Annotated in this window: 15 protein-coding genes and 1 pseudogene; 5 read left to right on the top strand and 11 right to left on the bottom strand. The window is 71.4% G+C overall.

Annotated elements, in window-relative coordinates; all coding sequences use genetic code 11:
• Positions 1 to 163: 163 nt before the first annotated feature.
• The 3 genes from O7605_RS26820 to O7605_RS26830 form a co-directional block, all read right to left on the bottom strand.
• The gene (locus O7605_RS26820; RefSeq protein WP_269741743.1) at positions 164 to 1,393 is read right to left on the bottom strand and encodes an MFS transporter; all 1,230 of its coding nucleotides are present in this window, start codon (positions 1,391 to 1,393) and stop codon (positions 164 to 166) included.
• Positions 1,393 to 2,667: an FAD-dependent oxidoreductase gene (locus O7605_RS26825; RefSeq protein ID WP_269741744.1), complete on the bottom strand. Its 1,275-nt coding sequence runs from the start codon at positions 2,665 to 2,667 to the stop codon at positions 1,393 to 1,395. Before O7605_RS26825 ends, O7605_RS26820 begins: the two co-directional genes overlap by 1 nt.
• 361 nt (positions 2,668 to 3,028) lie before the next feature.
• Complete coding sequence (locus O7605_RS26830) at positions 3,029 to 3,259, bottom strand: hypothetical protein (protein WP_269741745.1); 231 nt, start codon at positions 3,257 to 3,259, stop codon at positions 3,029 to 3,031.
• A 90-nt stretch (positions 3,260 to 3,349) separates the two neighbouring features.
• Here O7605_RS26830 and O7605_RS26835 point away from each other — a divergent pair.
• Positions 3,350 to 3,726, top strand: a pseudogene (locus O7605_RS26835) (ArsR/SmtB family transcription factor).
• Positions 3,727 to 3,735: 9 nt separating this feature from the next.
• Here O7605_RS26835 and O7605_RS26840 read toward each other — a convergent pair.
• Positions 3,736 to 4,830: a flavin-containing monooxygenase gene (locus O7605_RS26840; protein ID WP_269741746.1), complete on the bottom strand. Its 1,095-nt coding sequence runs from the start codon at positions 4,828 to 4,830 to the stop codon at positions 3,736 to 3,738.
• An 80-nt stretch (positions 4,831 to 4,910) separates the two neighbouring features.
• Between O7605_RS26840 and O7605_RS26845 the strand changes: the two genes are divergently transcribed.
• Positions 4,911 to 5,243, top strand: coding sequence for an ArsR/SmtB family transcription factor (locus O7605_RS26845; RefSeq protein ID WP_269741747.1), 333 nt, complete (start codon positions 4,911 to 4,913; stop codon positions 5,241 to 5,243).
• Between the two features lie 444 nt (positions 5,244 to 5,687).
• Here the strand turns inward: O7605_RS26845 and O7605_RS26850 are convergent, their stop codons facing one another.
• Complete coding sequence (locus O7605_RS26850; protein WP_269741748.1) at positions 5,688 to 5,945, bottom strand: glutaredoxin family protein; 258 nt, start codon at positions 5,943 to 5,945, stop codon at positions 5,688 to 5,690.
• A 91-nt stretch (positions 5,946 to 6,036) separates the two neighbouring features.
• Positions 6,037 to 6,492, bottom strand: coding sequence for a J-domain-containing protein (locus O7605_RS26855; protein WP_269742759.1), 456 nt, complete (start codon positions 6,490 to 6,492; stop codon positions 6,037 to 6,039).
• 129 nt (positions 6,493 to 6,621) lie between these two features.
• Between O7605_RS26855 and O7605_RS26860 the strand changes: the two genes are divergently transcribed.
• The gene (locus O7605_RS26860; protein WP_269741749.1) at positions 6,622 to 7,272 is read left to right on the top strand and encodes a LysE family translocator; all 651 of its coding nucleotides are present in this window, start codon (positions 6,622 to 6,624) and stop codon (positions 7,270 to 7,272) included.
• 60 nt (positions 7,273 to 7,332) lie between these two features.
• On the opposite strand, the gene O7605_RS26865 is transcribed toward O7605_RS26860, so the two are convergent.
• Both O7605_RS26865 and O7605_RS26870 read right to left on the bottom strand, forming a co-directional pair.
• Complete coding sequence (locus O7605_RS26865) at positions 7,333 to 8,514, bottom strand: phosphotransferase (RefSeq protein WP_269741750.1); 1,182 nt, start codon at positions 8,512 to 8,514, stop codon at positions 7,333 to 7,335.
• Between the two features lie 157 nt (positions 8,515 to 8,671).
• Positions 8,672 to 10,693 carry a beta-galactosidase gene (locus O7605_RS26870; RefSeq protein WP_269741751.1) on the bottom strand — a complete coding sequence of 674 codons (2,022 nt, stop codon included), beginning with the start codon at positions 10,691 to 10,693 and terminating at the stop codon, positions 8,672 to 8,674.
• A gap of 167 nt (positions 10,694 to 10,860) precedes the next feature.
• Between O7605_RS26870 and O7605_RS26875 the strand changes: the two genes are divergently transcribed.
• On the top strand, positions 10,861 to 13,209 hold the full coding sequence (locus O7605_RS26875) for a TIM-barrel domain-containing protein (RefSeq protein ID WP_269741752.1): 2,349 nt from the start codon (positions 10,861 to 10,863) through the stop codon (positions 13,207 to 13,209).
• Positions 13,210 to 13,277: 68 nt separating this feature from the next.
• Here the strand turns inward: O7605_RS26875 and O7605_RS26880 are convergent, their stop codons facing one another.
• From O7605_RS26880 to O7605_RS26890, 3 genes are read right to left on the bottom strand one after another with little or no spacing between them, the layout of a single operon-like run.
• Complete coding sequence (locus O7605_RS26880) at positions 13,278 to 14,261, bottom strand: carbohydrate ABC transporter permease (protein WP_164449851.1); 984 nt, start codon at positions 14,259 to 14,261, stop codon at positions 13,278 to 13,280.
• Entirely contained in the window at positions 14,258 to 15,265 is a 1,008-nt protein-coding gene (locus O7605_RS26885) for an ABC transporter permease (protein WP_269741753.1), read from the bottom strand. The genes O7605_RS26880 and O7605_RS26885 overlap by 4 nt, the downstream gene beginning before the upstream one ends.
• Positions 15,266 to 15,308: 43 nt before the next feature.
• Positions 15,309 to 16,973: an extracellular solute-binding protein gene (locus O7605_RS26890; protein ID WP_269741754.1), complete on the bottom strand. Its 1,665-nt coding sequence runs from the start codon at positions 16,971 to 16,973 to the stop codon at positions 15,309 to 15,311.
• A 195-nt stretch (positions 16,974 to 17,168) separates the two neighbouring features.
• On the opposite strand from O7605_RS26890, the gene O7605_RS26895 reads away from it, so the two are divergent.
• Entirely contained in the window at positions 17,169 to 18,386 is a 1,218-nt protein-coding gene (locus O7605_RS26895; protein ID WP_269741755.1) for an ROK family transcriptional regulator, read from the top strand.
• The last annotated feature ends 126 nt before the right edge of the window (positions 18,387 to 18,512 follow it).

The raw sequence follows: 18,512 nt of genomic DNA on the forward strand, positions 1-18,512 counted from the left end.
CCCCGGCGCGCGCCGGAACAGCAGGTACGGCCCGACGCCCTTGGCCTGCTGTCCGCCAGGCCCGCGCGGCAGCAGCACGCGGGTACGGGCGTCGCCGTCCCCGAGTGCACCGCCGACCAGAAGTACCTGATCTCTCTGAACGGGCTCGTTGCGATGCTTGCCGCTATCGATCCCTTTCCTGCCCCACTGCCCGCATGCCGATGGCGGCGAAGAGGCATGTGGTGCTCACAGCGGCCAGCAAGACGTGATACCCGCCGTGCACTAGGAGCATGGCGGCAAGCAGGGGTGCGGCGGCCTTGGCCGCGGTAACCGGTGCGGCGAGTCGTCCGGCGATGGTGGCGTAGGCGGTGGTGCCGTAGCTCTCGGCGAGGAGGGCGGGGGCGGCGAGGCTGGCGATGCCGAAGCCGAGCCCGAATCCGGTGACGGTGACCAGGGCACCCACCCTGTTGCCCGCGGTGAGGGGCATGGCGAGGACGGCGGCGGCCTGGATGGCGAACACCGTGGCGACGATGGTGGTGACCGGAAGCCGGCGGCGGGCGCCGGTGAGGACGAGTCGTCCGGTGACGGACAGGACGCCGAGGAGGCCGGCGGCGGTGGCGGCGAAGGCGGCGGGGTGGCCGCGGCTGATGAGGTAGCCGACGAGGTGGACGCCGATTGTGCTGGTGGTGGCACCGTGGGCGGTGAGGGTGGCGGCGAGGATCCAGAACCGGGGGTCGCGCATCGCCGCGCGCGAGGCGATGCGACGCGAGGTGTGATCCGGTCGCCCCGCGGGCCTGGAAGTCCTGACACGCGGCGGCTTACGGATGGCGAGGGCGTGCAGCGGTACGGTCACGACGCCGTGGACGGCGGCGAGCGTGAGCAGCGCGCCGCGCCAGCCAAACTGCGCGACGAGCAGGCCGGTGAGCGGCATGAATATGGTGCTGGCGAACCCGGCGACGATGGTGACAGCGAGCAGCGCCTTGGGTCGTCGGTCGGCGGTGAACCAGGAGACGATGACGGCGAAGGCGGGTTCGTAGAGGACCAGTGCGCCGGCGACGCCTATGCCGATCATGACGGCGTAGAGCTGCGCGGTGGTCTGGACCTGGGACCAGGCGATCAGGAGGACGGTGGCGGTGATCGAGCCAGTGGTCATGAGGGCGCGTCCGCCGTGCCGGTCGAGCCACCGGCCGACGGGAACGGCCATCAGGGCGCCGGCGAGGACGCTGGCGGTCAGCGCCCCGGTGACCGCCGTGGTGGAGGCATCGAGGCTGGCGGCCATGGGGCTGAGAAGGACAGCGTAGGCGTAGTAGAGGGTGCCGTAGCCAACAGTGGAGCTGATGGCGAGGGCGGCGACGATTCGCCACCCGTGGCGCCCGCCGACCCGACCCTCGGCGAGCGCCATCGTGGTGGTCATCAGCCGTCGGTGCCGGTGGAGTCGGCGGGGTTGCTGTTGCAGACCCCCGTCTCGGGCAGGTCGAGCTGTACGTCCCGGGCCGCCTGCCAGTCGCCGGCGAGTGCGGCGACGATGGAGCGGACCTGCTCGTAGCCGGTGGCCATGAGGAACGTCGGCGCGCGGCCGTAGCTCTTCATCCCGACGGCGAAGTAGCCGACCTCCGGGTGGGCGAGTTGGTCTACGCCGTGCGGGGGCACCGTGCCGCAGGAGTGCTCGTTCGGGTCGATCAGCGGGGCGAGCGCGCGGGTGGCCCCCATGACCGGGTCGAGGTCCAGACGCAGCTCGGCGGCGATGGAGTGGTCGGGGCGGAAACCGGTGGCGGCGACGATCCAATCCACCACAGTCGACTGCTCACCACCGTCAGCGTGCCGGACCACCACGGCGACCCTGCCGTCTGCCGGAGTGAGCGCGTGCACGGAGAAGCCACTGAGCAACCGGATCCGACCGGCGTCGACGTGCTCTCGCAGCCGGGAACCGAGCGCCCCGCGGGCGGGCAACGCGTCAGCGTCGCCGCCACCGTAGGTACGGGTCGGGCTGGCCGAGCGGATCGCCCAGGTCACCTCCGTGCCCGGCTCCTCGGTGGCCAGCTTCGCCAGGGAGAGCAGCGTGTTCGCGGCCGAGTGGCCGGCGCCGACGACGAGGACGTGCCGGCCGGCGAAGCGGTCCCGGTCGGCGCCGAGCACGTCGGGCAGGGCGTGCTCCAGGTACGCGGCCACGTTCTTCTCGCCTCGCCCGGGGAGGCCGGAGGCGCCGAGGACGTTGGGGGTGCCCCAGGTTCCGGAGGCGTCGATGACCGCGCGGGCCAGCAGCTCGTCGCCGTCGGCGAGGCGGATCAGGAACGGCGTGTGCTCGCGGCCGGCAGTGCGCAGCCGGTCCAGGCCGAGGCGGCTGATCGCCTCCACCCGCGCGTCGTAGCGCAGGTGCGGCTTGAGCTCCGGCAGTTGCGAGAGGGGCTGGAGGTAGTCGGCGACCAGCTCTGCTCCGGTGGGCAGGGCGTCCTCGGCCGGGGCGATCCAGCCGGCGTCGTCGAGCAGCCGGCGGGCAGCCCGGTCGACGTTGTACCGCCACGGGGAGAACACCCGCACGTGCCCCCACTGCCGCACTGCTGCGCCAGCGGTGTCACCGGCCTCCAGAACAAGAAAGGGCAGGCCACGCTCGCGCAGATGGGCGGCGGCGGCCAGACCCACCGGGCCCGCGCCGATCACCACGACGGGCAGCTCGTTCGGGATGCTCATCGAACAACTCCTCTGTGTTGGAAACTGTCGAATCAAGAACGTGCAGTTGTGTTGGCGCAGATGGGACACCGAAGGGGTTCAGGTGATGACGGGGCTGCGGCGCTCGCAGCACGACGTGGCGCCGCCGCCCCTGGTGTGCCGACCGACCCGCTCGCGGATGCCGGTGACAGGGACCCGGCGCGCTGGTGTAGGACGAGACTGCGGTGTCATCCGGGAAGACTCCGCCTGGTCGAGCACGACCATGCGGGGGCCGGGCCCGCCGACCTCCACGCCAGGGGGTCCGACGCGAGGATCACGATGGTGGCGGCCATCCGGTCGGCGCTGACCTGATCGAGCAGGTCCGTGAGATCGGTGCGGGTGTTCATGAGCAGCATCCCCGTCCGGCGGCGACGGCGTCGGCCTTCGCCTGCGTGTCGCAGCAGGAGCCGGCGGCCTCGGCTGCCTGGCGGGTGCCGCAGCACGGGTAGTCGGTGGCGCCGACCGGCGGGAGGCTTCCGCCTGCGGCCTGGGCGGGGCTGCCGCAGCAGGCGCTGGAGCCGGTGACCTGCAGGGCGGCGGTGGGGTCGCCGGTGACGCTCGTGTTCTCGCTCATGTCGGCCCTCTCATTCCTTCGAAACGCCTGTCTTGACGTTTGTCGAATCAGAGACTTGCACGCTGATTAGATGAATGTCAACCTAGAGGCATGTCGAATCAACAGGTCTCGCTTCCGGTCATCGACCTCAACGCCGACGCGCCGTGCTGCCCCCCACTGGCGCAGAGCCCGGTCCCAGCCGAGACGGCCGCGGTGCTCGCGCCCGCGTTCAAGGCCCTCGGTGACCCGGTGCGGCTGCAGTTGACGTCGATGATCGCCTCAGCCGAGGGCGGAGAGGTTTGCGTGTGCGACCTGACGCCGGCGTTCGACCTGACCGGGCCGACGATCTCGCACCACCTCAAGACGCTGCGCGAGGCGGGCCTGGTGGACGCCGAGCGGCGGGCACCTGGGTCTACTACCGGGCTCGACCGCAGATCCTGCGCCAGCTAGCCGCCCTGCTGTCGATCGAGGCGGCGCCCCGAGCCTGACCAGCTCCCCTACCACCGCCGCCCACTGTCTGTGGCTTGGTCCGTCCACAGCAGCTTCTGGCGGAACACGCGGGGACGGTGTGCGGCGAGTGCGGCCATGACGTGCACGGCGTCGCGTCCCACGCCGCGCAGGGTATTCGAGGCGAAGGAACGCTGGAACTCCAGGCCCAGGTAGACCAGGCCTGGATGGGTGGTGGAGACTCCGCCGACCTGCTGGGGCACGCCGCGGTTGAGAGTGGCGAGGGGTGCGAGGTAGGCGAGGTCCGGCCGGTAACCGGTGGCGAAGATGACCGCGTCGACCGCTTCGTGCCTCCCGTCGCTCCAGACGACGCCATCGGGGGTGAAGCGGGTGAACATGTCTTGCCGGGCAAGTTCGCCTGAGATGACGGCGTCGCGGTAGCGGCCGGTGTCGAGCACGGTGGCATGGTGGATGAGACGGGTGACGACCGCGCGCGGCAGCCGGTCGGCGCCGGTGAAGCGCAGCCAGTGGTGCAGATCCCGGCCCCGGATGCGCTGCGGTAGAAACCGGACTGGTTCGCGGGTCGCCAGGGTCACCCGGGCGTGCACGGTGAGCTCGTAGGCGACCTGGACGGCGGAGTTGCCGGCTCCCACGATCACGATCCGCTTGCCGGTATACGCGTCGGCGCGGTGATAGTGGGCGACGTGCCGCAGGTCCCCGCCGTACTCGTCCTGCCCAGGCAGGGTCGGCATGTACGGGTTGCCGAAGGAGCCGGTGGCGGCGACGACCCCGCGCCCGGCCAACTCGTCGCCCGTGTCGGTGCGGACGAGATAGCCCCCACCCGGGCGCGTGTGCACGGCGACGGCGCGGGTGCGGGTGCGGGTCTCGATGTCGAGGGAGTCCGCGTAGCGGCGGAGGTAGGCGACCACATCGTCACGGCGGGGGTAACGGTCCGGGTCGCCGTCGAAGGGCATACCGGGCAGGGCGCTGTAACGGGCGGGTGAAAAGAGTGTGAGGCTGTCGTAGTAGCGCGGCCACGAGCCTACCGGCTCGGCCCCGTCGTGCAGGACGACGGGTCGCAGACCGGCGTCCAAGGCGCTGCGGGCGGCGGCGAGACCGGACTGGCCGCCGCCAATGACGATCACAGGATCAGCTCTGTCCTCGTCGCAATCATATTGTCATTTCGCTTAATGACAATATGATTGCGACGAGGAAAGGTGTGACCATGAGCCAGACCGCCGACCAGCCGACCGGTCCGCAGAGCGTCCCCGCGCCAGGTCTCACGCCGCAGGCGCAGGAGTTCCTCAAGGCTCTCGGCAGTCCCACCCGACAGCGGATCATGATCCTGTTCGCCGGTGGCGCCGAGATGTCCGTAGGCGAGGTGGCCGAGCGGGTCGGCATCAGCCAGGCCACTGCGTCGCAACAGTTGACCCTGCTGCGACGCGGCGGTGTGGTCACCTCGCGACGGGACGGCAAGACCGTGTTCTACCGGGCCGACCGCGACGGCGTCCTCGCCTCCCTGGCTGATTTGCAGTCCTACCTGGCGACCTGCTGCTGACCAGCTCGCCACGATGGCAGCAGGTCGAGGCGAGCCCGCGCGGACGCAGGACAACTGCGGGATCGATGTGCAGTTGCTCGTCGCCAACTTCAGCCCGACACGTTCAACTCCATGTCAAATGCCTGCTGGCGCCCCGTGGCGGCACCAGTGACATCGAGAGGTCGCTCGACAGGACCAGCCGGCCGTCTACAACAGCCTGAGCGCTTACGCACCTTAACAGTCATTATGATGCACGCACGTAATGTCCGATTGCTCCACAGTAATTATCGGATTCGTGTAAACGGAAATTCGATAAATCACGAGGAGAGTGCCGCGACAATCCGTGGGATAGAGGATCGAGTGACCGGCGGCGGCTCGGATCCGAGCCGCCGCCGGGAACCGGTCCGGCGATCTGACGATGCGTGGCAGGCGCAGACGCGGGGCCGAGCCGACTGGTGCCCGGAGTCAGGGCCGGGCGAGGGTGGCGACGAGCGCCGCACGCGGGTTGACCAACCACTGCCCGGCGACGTGCACGGTGGGGACGGTTTCGTTGCCGTCGGCCACCGCCCGTACCGCTGCCGCTGCGGCCGGGTCCGCCCAGATGTCGACCTCGGTGAAGGCGAGCTTGCGACGCTTGAGGCTACGGCGCAGCAGGTAGCAGTAGGGGCAGCCAGGCCGGCTGTAGACGGTGATCGGCAACTGCTCCCCGGCGGTGGTGTTCATGGGCGGTCCTGTCTGGTCTCGGCGAATCGGTCGGCTCGTTGGTGGTCGACCTGCTCAGCGGACGTGCCGCGCCGGACGCGCGGCGTTGCCGTCACCTGGCCCGGCGACGGAACCAGGAACGCCGACGTGGTGCCGGCGACTGGGCGGCAGGTGCCGACGGTGGGGCGTTTCGCCGTTGCTCCTGCCAGCGGCGCACCACCGCGTCGGCGTCCACCGGGCGCACCACCACCCGGGGGCCGGACGGATTACGTAGCCAGGCCAGCACCTCGGCGTTGAGATCGGCCACGACCGCCCGCACCGCCTGCTCGGTGGGCAGATCCCGGACCTCGTCGGGTAGTTGCTCGATGCGCCGACGCAGCAGCAACGGGGTGGGCAGCAACAGGTTGGTCGGAACCTGTTCGCGCTCCAGGAAACTCTTGATCCACCAGGACTCGTCGTAGGGCAGACCCCGACCGGCGATCGGCTTGCCCGCACCGGGCAGGTTGTCGAACTCGCCGCGTTCCTGCGCCGCCCGGATCTGCGCCTCGACCGACGCCTCCCACCGCATCTCCACCCTCGCCACCTCCCCGGACAACCGTAACGTGACCACCGTCTCCCGATGGCGCAGCGTCACGGGCCCGGCCGGCATTTCCCGGTGCCCTAGGCTCAGGTGCACGGTGGGACGGGGGTCACGGACATGGTCGGTACAGCCGGGATTGTCGGCATAGCGCTTGTCGCCCTCGGGATGGTGCTGACACCGGGGCCGAACATGGTCTACCTGGTGTCGCGGTCGGTGACCCAGGGCCGACGAGCCGGGCTGATCTCGCTGCTCGGGGTCGCCGCCGGCTTCGCGGTCTACCTGGCGGCAGCGGTCGCCGGCATCGCCACCGTGTTCGTGCTGGTACCGGCGCTGTACACGGCGGTCAAGCTGGCCGGCGCGGCGTACCTGCTGTGGCTGGCGTGGCAGGCGTTGCGTCCGGGCGGGCAGTCCCCGTTCGACCCGGCGCCGCTGCCACCGGATCCGGCCCGCCGGCTGTTCACCATGGGACTGGTCACCAACCTGCTCAACCCGAAGATCGCCATCCTGTACGTGTCGCTGCTGCCGCAGTTCATCGACCCGGCACGCGGCAACGTCGCCGGGCAGAGCCTGCTGCTCGGTCTCACCCAGATCGCCGTGGCGCTGACCGTGAACACGTTGATCGTGCTCACCGCCGGTGGCATCGCCGGTTTCCTCAGCCGGCGGCCACTGTGGCTACGCGTCCAGCGGATGCTGATGGGCACGGTGCTGGCGGCGATGGCGGTGCGGATCGCCGCCGACCGTTCCCGCGCCGCCGTCGCCACCGGCTGAGCCCGCCGTCCCGCACCACCATCGACCTCAGCCGTGACCGGCTGAACTGCCGGTCCACGCTCAGCGGCGTACCGCCGCGGTGGCCGCGTCCAGCAGCTGGTCCAGGACCGCCCGGGTGGGCAGGTGCGTCAGGAGGTGCGCGACGCTGCGGTCGGCGTACCGCCGCTCCTCGTCGTCGGCTGCCGCCAGGGCGGCGTCCACCTGCCCGAAGACGTAGTTGGCGAGGCTGGTGACCGCGCCACGGAACGCGGCCAGGTCCAGCGGCGGCAGGGTGCCCGCCGTCGCTCGGTACCCGTCGAGCAACGCGCGTGCGCCTGCCACGTTGACCGACCCACCGGGGACCACGGCCCAGTCCAGCAGCGCGTTGGCCAGCTCCCAACTCGGCGGTTGACCGCCGGCATGTTCCCAGCCGACGACGACGAGGCGACCGTCGGCGGCCAGCCGGGTGCTCGCCGGACCGAGGGTGTTGTGGCACAGCACAGGTTCCGGCGTCCCGGTGTTCCCGCAGATGTCGTCGAGTTCCGTCAGGGTGCACACCGCGGCGCCGAGCGCCGCGGCCCAGCCGGCCTGGCGGGCCGCGGCGACGGCGGCGAGTTCGGGCCAGCTCCCGGTGGCCAACCGGGTGCCGTGCCACGGGCTGACCCGATCGACCGGCAGGCGCAGCCCGTGGATCGTGGCGAGGACACCGCCGAGGGCGCGGGTGACCGCCGAGCGGGCCGGGGCGAGCAGTGGTGGCCCGGAACGCAGCCCCTGGTAGACCCGCCAGCGGTGTCCGCCGATCGTCTCCACGATCCGGCCCGCACGGCTGCGCACCGGCGCGGGCAGCAGGACACCGGCGGCTGCGGCGGCCTGCTGCAACGCCACGTCGGTCTCGGCGTCGACGATGGGCCACCAGGTGTCCATCGTCCGCACCGCCCAGCGGCCCCGGTCCGTCACCAGCGACCAGCGACGCCCCATGTCGTCGGCACGGGCGACGGAGCGCATCTCGCCGACGACGTCACCGAGGCCGTAGCTGGCGGCGATCGCGTGGGCCAGGGATGCCTCGGCGGCCTCGGCCCGGCCCCGCATCCGGATGACCTCGGTCTTCAGGGCTGCCCAGGTGGGGAAGCCGTACTGGTCGGCGAGCCGTGCCTGAGCGGTGGTCAGCGTCGCGGCCGGGTCGATGTCACGCAGGCCGGCGAGCAGGTTCTTGGCCTGTTGACGCAGGTGGTCGAGGCTGGGGTTGTCGGGCAGGTCCTTCACGGGGCACCTCACTCCTCGCCCGGACTCGCCCGGACGGAACTGAGCTTCGGTGTCCGTCGCTCGACAGGTGGTGTGCGGGGGTGGCTTCGAGCCTACCGGCGAGTCTCGGCGCGTTCCCGACGCGCAGCTGCGAGGTTAGCCAGTCGGTGCCGACGGATCAACCCTGGTGCTCGCGGAGCACCGCGACACCGCCGGGTGCCAGGGTGACCGCCCGGTCGATCGGTGTCGCGGTCAGCAGTTCCACTCCGCGTGCCGGCACGCGCTGCTCGTGCCCGGTGTGGTTGAGCAGGAACAGCCAGCTCGTCTCGCCGTCGCGGCGGCGTACCGCCTCGACCCCCTCGGGTGCGTCCGGGCAGACGGTGGTGACGCCGGCCGCCCGGGCGACGGTGCCGAGCAGCCGCCGGTAGGTCGTGTCGTCGAGGCGGGTGGACAGGTACCAGGCGGTGCCGGCGCCGGCCCGGTGCCGGGTGACGGCGGGCATCGCGTCGAGTACGCCCCCGGCGTAGGAGACGATCGTGTCGGCACCGGTCAGGCGCAGCGTCTCGGCCCAGATCCGTCCGGTGCCGCCGCCGTCGAGCAGGACGTGGTCGTCGGCGGCGAGGGGGTGGAACTCCTCGGCGTACACGCCCAGCAGGTCCCGTAGCGCGCCCGGATAGCCGCCGAGGCGTACCCGGGCGTGTTCGTCGGCGACGCCGCTGAGGTAGGTGACCAGCAGATGCCCGCCAGCATGGACGTAGCCGTGCAGCCAGTCGGCGGTGGCGTCGTCGATCAGGTAGACGGCGGGTAGGACGAGCAGCCGGTGACCGTCGAGCGGGTCGCCCGGGGTGACGGTGTCGCAGGCGTACCCGCTGCGCCACAGTGCCCGGTGCGCGGCGGCGAGTTCGTCGTGGTGGTCCGGCAGGGTCGACGGCAGGCCCGGATGGCGCAGCGCCCAGCCGCTCGCCGCGTCGACCACGAGCGCCACGGCCGCCTCGACGCGGCCACGAACCTCGCCGAGCTGCCGCAGCGCGACACCGAGGGCGACGGTCTCCCGGAACACCCGACTGTCCGGGCCGGCGTGCGGCACCAGGGCGGAGTGGAAGCGCTCGGCGCCGCCGACCGGTGCCCGCCACTGGAAGAACATCGCGCCGTGGGAGCCGCGGGCCACGTGGGCGAGGCTGTGCCGCAGCATCCGCCCCGGTTCCTTGGTGTGCATCCGTCCGGCCGTGTGGATCTGGTTGGGTGCGCTCTCCATCAGCAGCCACGCCGGCGCACCGTCGGCCGGCGGTGAGCCGGGGCGCCGGCGGGCGGCGGCGTGTCGGGCCCAACCACGGGCCAGGTCGGCGACCAGCGCGGTCTGCTCCTCGGCGCCGCCGTCCACCGCGGACGGGTAGTGGTCGACCGCGACCAGATCGACCTCGGTGGCCCAGCGGGCGTGGTCGACCGGCACCCAGTCGCCCAGGACGTAGTTGGTGGTGATGGTGAGCGCGGGGTTCGCCGCCCGCAGCAGGTCACGTTGCTCGGTGTACGCGGCGAGCAGGGTGTCCGACCAGAAGCGGCGGAAGTCGAGCAACTGGCCGGGGTTGGGCAGGTACTGGGTGGCCCGGGGGGTGCTGATCTGCGCCCAGTCGGAGTAGTGCTGGCTCCAGAAGCTGGTGACCCAGGCGTCGTTGAGGGCGGCCAGCTCACCGTGGCGGGTGGCCAGCCAGCGCCGGAAGGCCCGGGCGGTGTGCTCGCAGTGGCACGTGGTGCCGTACTCGTTGTGCACGTGCCAGCCGGCCAGCGCCGGATGGTGGGCGTACCGGTCGGCCAGGGCGGCGGTGATCCGCAGTGCGGCTTCGCGGTAGGCGGGGGTGGCGGCGCAGTAGGTGTCCCGGCTGCCGTGGTGCAGCCGGACCCCCTCGGCGGTGACCGGCAGCGCGCCCGGGTGGGCCAGGGAGAACCAGGGTGGTGGCGAGGCGGTGGGGGTGGCCAGGGCGACCCGTACGCCGGCGTCGTGCAGCAGGTCGAGCACCTGGTCGAGCCAGCCGAAGGTGTACCGGCCGGGTGCCGGTTCGAGCCGGGACCAGGCGAACACCCCCACGGTGACGAGATTGACCCCGGCCTGGCGCATCAACGCGACGTCCTCGGACCAGACCTGCGCCGGCCACTGCTCGGGGTTGTAGTCACCGCCGTGGCAGAGCGGGCCGTCGGTCCACATCACCATCACCAGCCCGCCGGTTTAGTTGGGGATGCGTCCAAACTATGGATCACCCAGACCCATGTCAACAGCCCATCACCCGCTCATATCAACGATCGTCGTTGACAGTTCGTTGGATAGTTAAAGAAACTGTCGGTACCGCCGCGACCCGCCGCTGAGGAGAGCTGATGCCGTACCGACCGCCGTTGGTGCCCTACGAGACCTTCGTCGCCGACCCACCCGACCTGCCGGTGCGCACCCCCGGCGAGGGTGGCCCGGCCGTGGTGAGCCGGGCCGAGGTCGCCGGCACCGACGCACACGGCGCCACCGTCAAGGCGGTGCTGGCCGACGGGATGACCGCGGTGGTGCGCGTCGACGCGGCCGGCGACGGCGTGATCCGGGTACGGCTGGCCGAGGATCCGCAGGCCCGCAGCCGGTCGGCCCGCCTGATGCCGCTGGTGCACCCCGGTACCCACCCGGCCACCGTCACCGTCGACGACCGGCACCTGCGGATCGACGCCGGCGCGCTGGTCGCCGAGATCCGGCTCGACCCGTGGCACATCCGGTTCCTGCGTCCCGACGGCTCGCTGCTGCTGGAGCAGGATCCGGGCACGGTCGACATCAGTGGCCGGCAACGCACCCTCCCGTTCGGCCACTCCACCACCGACGGCGTCCGGGTCGCCTGGCACGAGAGCTTCGTCGCCCCCGGCGACGAGCGGTTCGTCGGCTTCGGTGAGAAGTTCACCCCGCTGGACAAGCGCGGCCAGCGGGCTCTGATGTGGAACTTCGACGCCTTCGGCAGCGAGTCCGACCGGGCGCACAAGAACGTGCCGTTCTACCTGTCCAACCGGGGCTACGGGGTGCTTGTCGACAGCGGGCTGCCGGTGCAGTTCGACGTCTGCCAGTCCACCCACAGCGCGGTGCAGATCCTGGTCCCCGACGACCTGCTCGACTACTACGTGCTGGCCGGGCCGACCCCGGCCGAGGTGTTGGACCGGCTGCGACAGTTGACCGGGCAGCCGTACCTGCCGCCGCGCTGGGCCTTCGGCACCTGGGTCTCCTCGGGCTTCTACCCGGACAGCCAGGAGCGGGTGCTGGAGCGGGCCCGGCGCCTGCGCGAGGGCGACGTCCCCTGCGACGTGCTGCACCTGGACTGCTACTGGCAGGTCGCCGGCAACTGGTCGGACCTGCGCTGGGACAACGAGGCGTTTCCCGACCCGGCCGGGATGCTGCGAACCCTGTCCGAGCAGGGCTTCCGGGTCTGCCTGTGGATGAATCCCTATCTGATGACGGCCAGTCCGCTCTACGCCGAGGCCGACGCGGCGGGCTACTTCCTGCGGCGACCCGACGGCAGCACGTACGTCGCCGACGTGTGGCACGGCAGCTACCCGGCCTCGGCCATCGTGGACCTGACCAACCCGGCGGCGGTCGACTGGTTCACCGGGCTGCTGCGGCCGCTGCTGCGACAGGGCGTGGCGGTGTTCAAGACCGACTTCGCCGAGGGGGTGCCCGCCGACGCGGTGGCCCACAACGGGATGAGCGGCGTCGAGCTGCACAACGTGTACGCCCTGCTGTTCAACGACGTGGTCGCCGGCGTCACCGAGGAGGTGGCCGGCCACCGGGCGGTGTGGGCGCGCTCGTCGTACCTGGGCGGGCAACGGCACAGCGCGCAGTGGAGCGGCGACGTCAACGCCACCTGGCCGGCCCTGGCCAGCACCCTGCGTGGGGGCCTGTCGCACGGCCTGTCGGGGGTGCCGTTCTGGAGCCACGACACCGGCGGCTTCCACGGCACCCCGGAACCCGACCTGTACGTACGCTGGTCGCAGTTCGGCGCGCTGTCGCCGCTGGTCCGGCTGCACGGCACCACCAGCCGACTGCCGTGGGAGTTCCCGGCCGAGGCGGAACAACTCGCGGTGGCCGCGCTGCGGCTGCGCTACCGGCTGATGCCGTACCTGTGGTCGGCGGCGGTACAGGCGGCCCGCACCGGCGTACCGATGATGCGGGCCCTGCTTGTCGACACCCCGCAGGATCCGACGGCCTGGACGACCGACCTGCAGTACCGGCTCGGGACCGACCTGCTGGTCGCGCCGGTCACCGACACGTCCGGGGTACGCGACGTGTACCTGCCCGTCGGCGACGACTGGTTCGACGCCGCCACCGGCGAACGGCATGCCGGTGGCCGGCATCTTCGGGTTCGCACGCCGCTGGCCCGGATGCCGCTGTACGTGCGTCGGGGCGCGCTGCTGCCGCTGGTCACGCCGGGGGCCACCGTCGGCGACGGGCCCTTCCGGGAGGTCACCCTGGTCTGCTGGGGAGCGGTGGACGGGCGCGCCGTCGTGCACGACGTGGACGGGGACACGATCATCGAGGCGGTCCGCGACGGCGACGAGTTGCGGATCGAGACCCGAGGGCCGCTGCTGGTGGGGCAGTTGGCGCTCGCGGGGGTCGGCGACGCCGACCGACCGACCCGGTCACTGCTCAACGGTGCGGCGGTGACCGTCGTGCCCTTCGCGGGGCTCTTCCCCGCGTCGGGCTGACCGTGGCCGCGCGGCGCCCGACTGGACGGAGTCGGGCACCGCGCGGCCACGGGGTCGCGGAACGGGGGTCAGCCCTTCACCGCGCCGGTGATCACGCCCTTGGTGAAGTGCCGCTGCACGAACGGGTAGATGATCACCGCCGGGATGACCGTCACCACCACCACCGCCATCTTGACCGCGAGCGTCGGCGGGTACGCGGTGACCCCGGGCAGGCTCACCGACGCGCCGGAGACGTTCGGTGACTGGCCGGCCAGGATGTAACTCTGCAGCACCCGCTGAATCGGGAACTTGTCGTTGGAGTCGATGTAGAGCACCGCGTTGAAGTACACGTTCCAGTAGCCGACCGCGTAGAAGAGCCCGACCACGGCGATCACCGCCTTGGACAGCGGCAGCACGATCCGGGTGAGGATGCGCAACTCCCCCGCGCCGTCGATGCGGGCGCTGTCGAGCAGTTCCGCCGGCACATTCATGAAGAACGCGCGGATCACCACCAGGTTGAACACGCTTATCGCGCTGGGCAGGATCAGCGACCAGAGGCTGTCCTTGAGGCCCAGCCCGGTCACCACCAGGTAGCTCGGCACCAGCCCCGGGAAGATCAGGAACGTCAGCAGGAAATAGAACAGCAGCCCCCGGTGGGCCACCGAGCCCGGTCGGGACAGCCCGTACGCGGCCAGCACGGTGAGCACCAGGCTGACCGTGGTGCCGAACACCGTGACCAGGGTGCTGACCCACACCGCCCGGGTGACGTCGCCGCCGCTGAAGATGGTGATGTACGCCGACGGGTCGAACTCCCGGGGGATCATCACCATGCCACCCGCGTCGTCGATGGTGCCGCGTGAGGCGAGGCTGGTGACCAGCACCGCCCAGAGCGGCACCAGCACCGCCGCCACCAGCAGCGTGAGCACGACCCCCTTGCCGATGGTCAGCGACGTCGACGGGCGGCCCGCCCACACCGGACGGCCGGGGTGGCGTCGCCGCGGCGGTGGCGCGGGTGGCCCTGCCGTGGTCGGTGCCGCCGGCACCGGCCCGGCACCACTGAGCTGTGCGGTCATGATTTCGCGTACACCCCCTGCTCACCGAGCCGATGGGCGACCTTGTTCGCGGTGAGGATGAGCACCAGCCCGACCACCGCCTTGAACAGGCCCGCCGCGGCGCCGAGCCCCCACTGCTGGGTGCTGATCGCCTGGTAGTAGACGAACGTGTCGAGCACCTCGGCGGCCTGCCGGCCGACCGCTTCCCGTTGCAGGATGAACTGCTCGAACCCGACCGAGAGCGCGTCGCCGAGCCGCATGATGAGCAGCAGCACGATCACCGGACGCAGGCCGGGCAGGGTGATGTGCCACAACCGCCGCCACCGGCCGGCCCCGTCGGCCGCCGCCGCCTCGTACAGGTTCTGGTCGATGGCGGACAGCGCGGCCAGGAAGACGATCGCGCCCCACCCCAGGTCCTTCCAGACCGCCTCGGCGGTGACCAGCACGATGAACGTGTCCGGGTTGGTCATGATCCCCCAGGGCTCCAGACCGGCCTGGCGCATCTCCTGGGCCAGCAGTCCGGCCCCGCCGAACATCTGCACGAAGAACGTCACCACAAGCACCCAGCTGAAGAAGTGCGGTAGGTACACGACGCTCTGCACGAAGCCACGCAGCCGCCCGGAGACGACGCTGTTGAGGATGAGCGCCAGCAGGATCGGCAGCGGGAAGAAGAACACCAGCTGGAAGGCGGTGATGCTCAGGGTGTTGCGGACCGCGTCCCAGAACAGCGGGTCGCGGAAGAGGGCCTCGAAGTTGCCGAAGCCGATCCACTCGCTGTTGAGGAACGCGTCCAGCGGGTCGTCGCCGACGAACGGGTTGTAGTCCTGGAAGGCGATGATGTTGCCGAGCGTGGGCAGGTAGTGGAAGACCAGCAGCAGCACCGCCGCCGGCGCGGCCATCGCCAGCAGCGGCCAGTCGCGGCGCAGCCGGACCCGCAGGCTGCGCCGCCCACGCCGCCGGGTGCGCCGGGGTGACGGCGTACGCCCGGCGGGTGGCCGCGTGTCCACGGCGCCGGGGGCACTCACGGCCGCACCCCGGCACCGGTCGGCGGCGCGCTCGCCTGCCCGCTCATCGGCCGTTGTCGGCGAGCGCCTTCTCGTGGAACGCGCGGCCCTCCTCGCCACCGGTGTCGAGGAACTCCTTGCGCACCTGGGCCAGGTCGCTGACCGGGCGACGGCCGCGCAGGATGTCGCGGATCTTGTCGTCGGTCGGCTGGATGATCTTCGACCAGTTCGCCGGCAGCTCCAGCTTGATCCCGGCGAACAGGTCCGGCTCCATCTGGCCGATGTGCTTGCGGTAGTACCCGATGTAGTCCTGCACGTAGTTCGGGGTGTCGCCGCTGCGCACCTTGACCGGCACCCGGCCACCGATGTGGGTGTACTGCGCGCCGAGTTCCTTACGGCCCAGCTCGGTGAGCGCCGGCGTACCGTCGGAGCCCCGGGTGAAGTGTTGTCCCTCCACGCCGTACTCGCGCAGCTCGAACTCCCGGCTGCCGAACGGGGCGGCACACCAGTTGAGCACCCGCAGCACCTCGTCGACCCGCTCGGCGGGCAGGTCCTTCTTGAGGAAGGTGTAGAAGATCGGCTTCTCGCTGCCCCAGATGACCGGCTGGGCGCCCTGCGCGCCGAAGACCGGCAGCGGCTGCATGTCGAAGGTGGGCAGCTCCTTGACCCGTTCGCTCTGCATGCCCTGCCAGGCGCCGAGGCCGTCACGGTACATGAGGATCTTGCCGGAGTTGAACAGTTGCTTCTCGTCCTCGCCCTTGCTCTCCGCCGTGTCCGGGTGTACCAGGCCCTCGGCGAACAGCCGGGCGGTGAACGCCAGCGCCGCCTCGAACGCCGGGTCCTCGAACTTGTGCTGCAGACCGCCGTCGGGCTTCTTGCGCCAGGTCTGATGGCAGCCGAAGTACTGCTGGATCATCTCGAAGACACTGCCGAAGGCCCACACGCCCTTGGCCGGGTCGGTGGCCTTCTTGCCGAACTCGTACAGCTCGTCGGGGCTGGTGGGGGTGGCCAGCCCGGCGGCGCCCAGCAGATCCTTGCGGTAGAACATGGCCCAGGCGAACGGACCGTCGGTGGGAAACGGCACGGCGTAGAGCCGCCCGCCCCAGACCGAGTATTCCCAGGCACCGCTGGGCAGCGCCGCCAGGTACGGGTACTTCGCCGCGTTGTCGCCCTGAAGGTGGTCGGTCAGGTCGGTGAACAACGCCTTGACCGCGTCGGAGAACCGGGCGACCTTGTCCACCTCCCAGTTCGGCGCGGACAGCAGCTCCGGCACGTCGCGCGCGCCGAGCATCGCGTTGAGTTTGTCGGCGTAGGTCAGGCCGTCCTGCAGGCTCGGGTTGACCTCCACGCCGAGCTTGCCGTTCACCGCGCCCAGGTAGGAGTTGCGGCCCAGCGGCGGTGGGGTCGGACCCCACCAGGGGCTCATCGTCTGGATCGGCGGGCCACCCCGCCCGGGCGGCTCGGTGACCGCGTCGACGAGTTCGCGCGGATAGCTGAGGTAGCCGTGCGGGATCGGGCCCTCGCCGGGGATGTCCGGCTTGAGCAGCTCGGCCGGCTGGTAGGTGGGCAGCACCGCCTTGATGGCGTCGGCGTTCGTGGCGCTGCCCTGGCTGCCGGCTTCCTTGCTGCAACCGGCCAGCGCACCGCCGCCCACGGTCGCGGCGGCGCCGAGGCCGATCAGCCGCAGCATGGTCCGGCGGTCGGTGGATGTGCGCGCAGCAGGCGTCACGGCGCACTCCCTTCGTCGTCGATAGCGGTTTGCGGAGCGGGGGACTCCGGCTAGGATTAGTTGGGGTTCTAGCCGAACAAACTAATCGACGGCAATGCGTCCCACAAGACAGCGCGGGCGGCCTGGTCGGTCCCGTCAGCGCGGTACGCGATGATGGACGCGCGCCACGACACCGGCGCAGGGAGCGGGCAGAGCGTGATCAGCATCCACAACGAACCGCAGCCGACCGACCTCGGTGACGTCCGCGTCGCCAACCGGGCGGTGGTGCTGCGGCACGTACGTCTGCACGCCCCCTGCTCGCGTGCCGACATCGCCGCGCGGACCGGCCTGAACAAGGCCACCGTCTCCAGCCTGGTGACCGAGCTGATCGACCAGCGGCTGGTCCGCGAGACCGGGCTCACCGAGAACCGGGTCGGCCGACCGGCCACGATGCTGGTCCTCGACGGTGAGCCGTACGCCGCGCTGGGTTTGCAGATCGGCGCCGACGAGCTGGTGGCCGTCGCCGTCGACCTCGGCGGCAACCGGCTGCTGACCTGGCGGCGGGCCTTCGCCGCCAGCACCGTCACCCCCACCGAGACACTGCGCGCGCTGACCGCGCTCGCCCGACGGGCGATCGGGCGGGTCACCGCCCAGGGCCGCACCGTCCTGGGCCTCACCGTCGGCGTACCCGGCCTTGTCGACCCGTCCGGCGCGGTACCGCTGGCCGGCGCCCTGGGCTGGCGTGACGTACCACTCGCGGCGCAACTGCGCGCCGCCCTGCGGGATCCGGAGTTCGCCGTGGGGGTCGACAGCGTCGCCAACCTCGCCGTCCTCGCCGAGCAACGGCACGGCGGACACGCGGCCACGAGCGACCTGGTGCACCTGACCGGCGGGCTCACCGTCGGCGCGGGCATCATCGCCGCCGGACGACTGCTGCGGGGCGGGCGCGGCTTCGCCGGCGAGATCGGACACCTGGCGGTGGATCCCGCCGGGCCGCCCTGCCGCTGCGGCATCCAGGGCTGCCTGACCGCACTGGTCGGCCTGCCCGCCGTGGTACGCCGGCTGCTGCCCGACGTCGAGGCCGACGGCCCGGTCGTCGACTACCTGCCGGAACTGACCCGGATCGTGGCGCTCGCCCAGCAGGACGACCCCGGCGTGTGCAGCGGCCTGGCGGAGACCGGGCGGCACCTCGGTCGTGGTGTCGCCGTCCTGGCCGACCTGCTGAACCCGGAGACCGTCGTGCTCGGTGACCACTTCGCCACCCTGGCACCCTGGCTGCTGCCGGCGGCCCGGTCGGAACTGGCCGCCCGGGCGCACGCCCCGGGTGCCGGCGGCTGCCGGCTGGAAGCCTCCACCCTGGACACCGCGGGTGCGCTCGGCGGCGCCACCGCCGCCCTGGCCACCATCGAGGCCGGGCGGCTACCCGCCCGCTGAACGACCGCAGCGTTGCCGGTCGATGTGTGCCCAGCCGGTCGGAGTCTTGACCCGACCCGCCGAGGGTGCCAACCTCGAAGCGAGCCGCTCCGCACGGGCACCCGGGGCGGCTTGCTTTCCACGGTT

Origin of the sequence: Verrucosispora sp. WMMA2121 (genome assembly GCF_027460185.1) — a bacterium.
Taxonomy (GTDB): Bacteria; Actinomycetota; Actinomycetes; order Mycobacteriales; family Micromonosporaceae; genus Micromonospora; species Micromonospora palythoicola.

Coding starts and splice junctions, on each gene's coding strand:
- O7605_RS26875 (WP_269741752.1), top strand. CDS start 10,861: ATGCCGTACCGACCGCCGTTGGTGCCCTACGAGACCTTCGTCGCCGAC.
- O7605_RS26820 (WP_269741743.1), bottom strand. CDS start 1,393: ATGACCACCACGATGGCGCTCGCCGAGGGTCGGGTCGGCGGGCGCCAC.
- O7605_RS26825 (WP_269741744.1), bottom strand. CDS start 2,667: ATGAGCATCCCGAACGAGCTGCCCGTCGTGGTGATCGGCGCGGGCCCG.
- O7605_RS26860 (WP_269741749.1), top strand. CDS start 6,622: ATGGTCGGTACAGCCGGGATTGTCGGCATAGCGCTTGTCGCCCTCGGG.
- O7605_RS26880 (WP_164449851.1), bottom strand. CDS start 14,261: ATGACCGCACAGCTCAGTGGTGCCGGGCCGGTGCCGGCGGCACCGACC.
- O7605_RS26830 (WP_269741745.1), bottom strand. CDS start 3,259: ATGAGCGAGAACACGAGCGTCACCGGCGACCCCACCGCCGCCCTGCAG.
- O7605_RS26850 (WP_269741748.1), bottom strand. CDS start 5,945: ATGAACACCACCGCCGGGGAGCAGTTGCCGATCACCGTCTACAGCCGG.
- O7605_RS26870 (WP_269741751.1), bottom strand. CDS start 10,693: ATGTGGACCGACGGCCCGCTCTGCCACGGCGGTGACTACAACCCCGAG.
- O7605_RS26855 (WP_269742759.1), bottom strand. CDS start 6,492: ATGCGGTGGGAGGCGTCGGTCGAGGCGCAGATCCGGGCGGCGCAGGAA.
- O7605_RS26845 (WP_269741747.1), top strand. CDS start 4,911: ATGAGCCAGACCGCCGACCAGCCGACCGGTCCGCAGAGCGTCCCCGCG.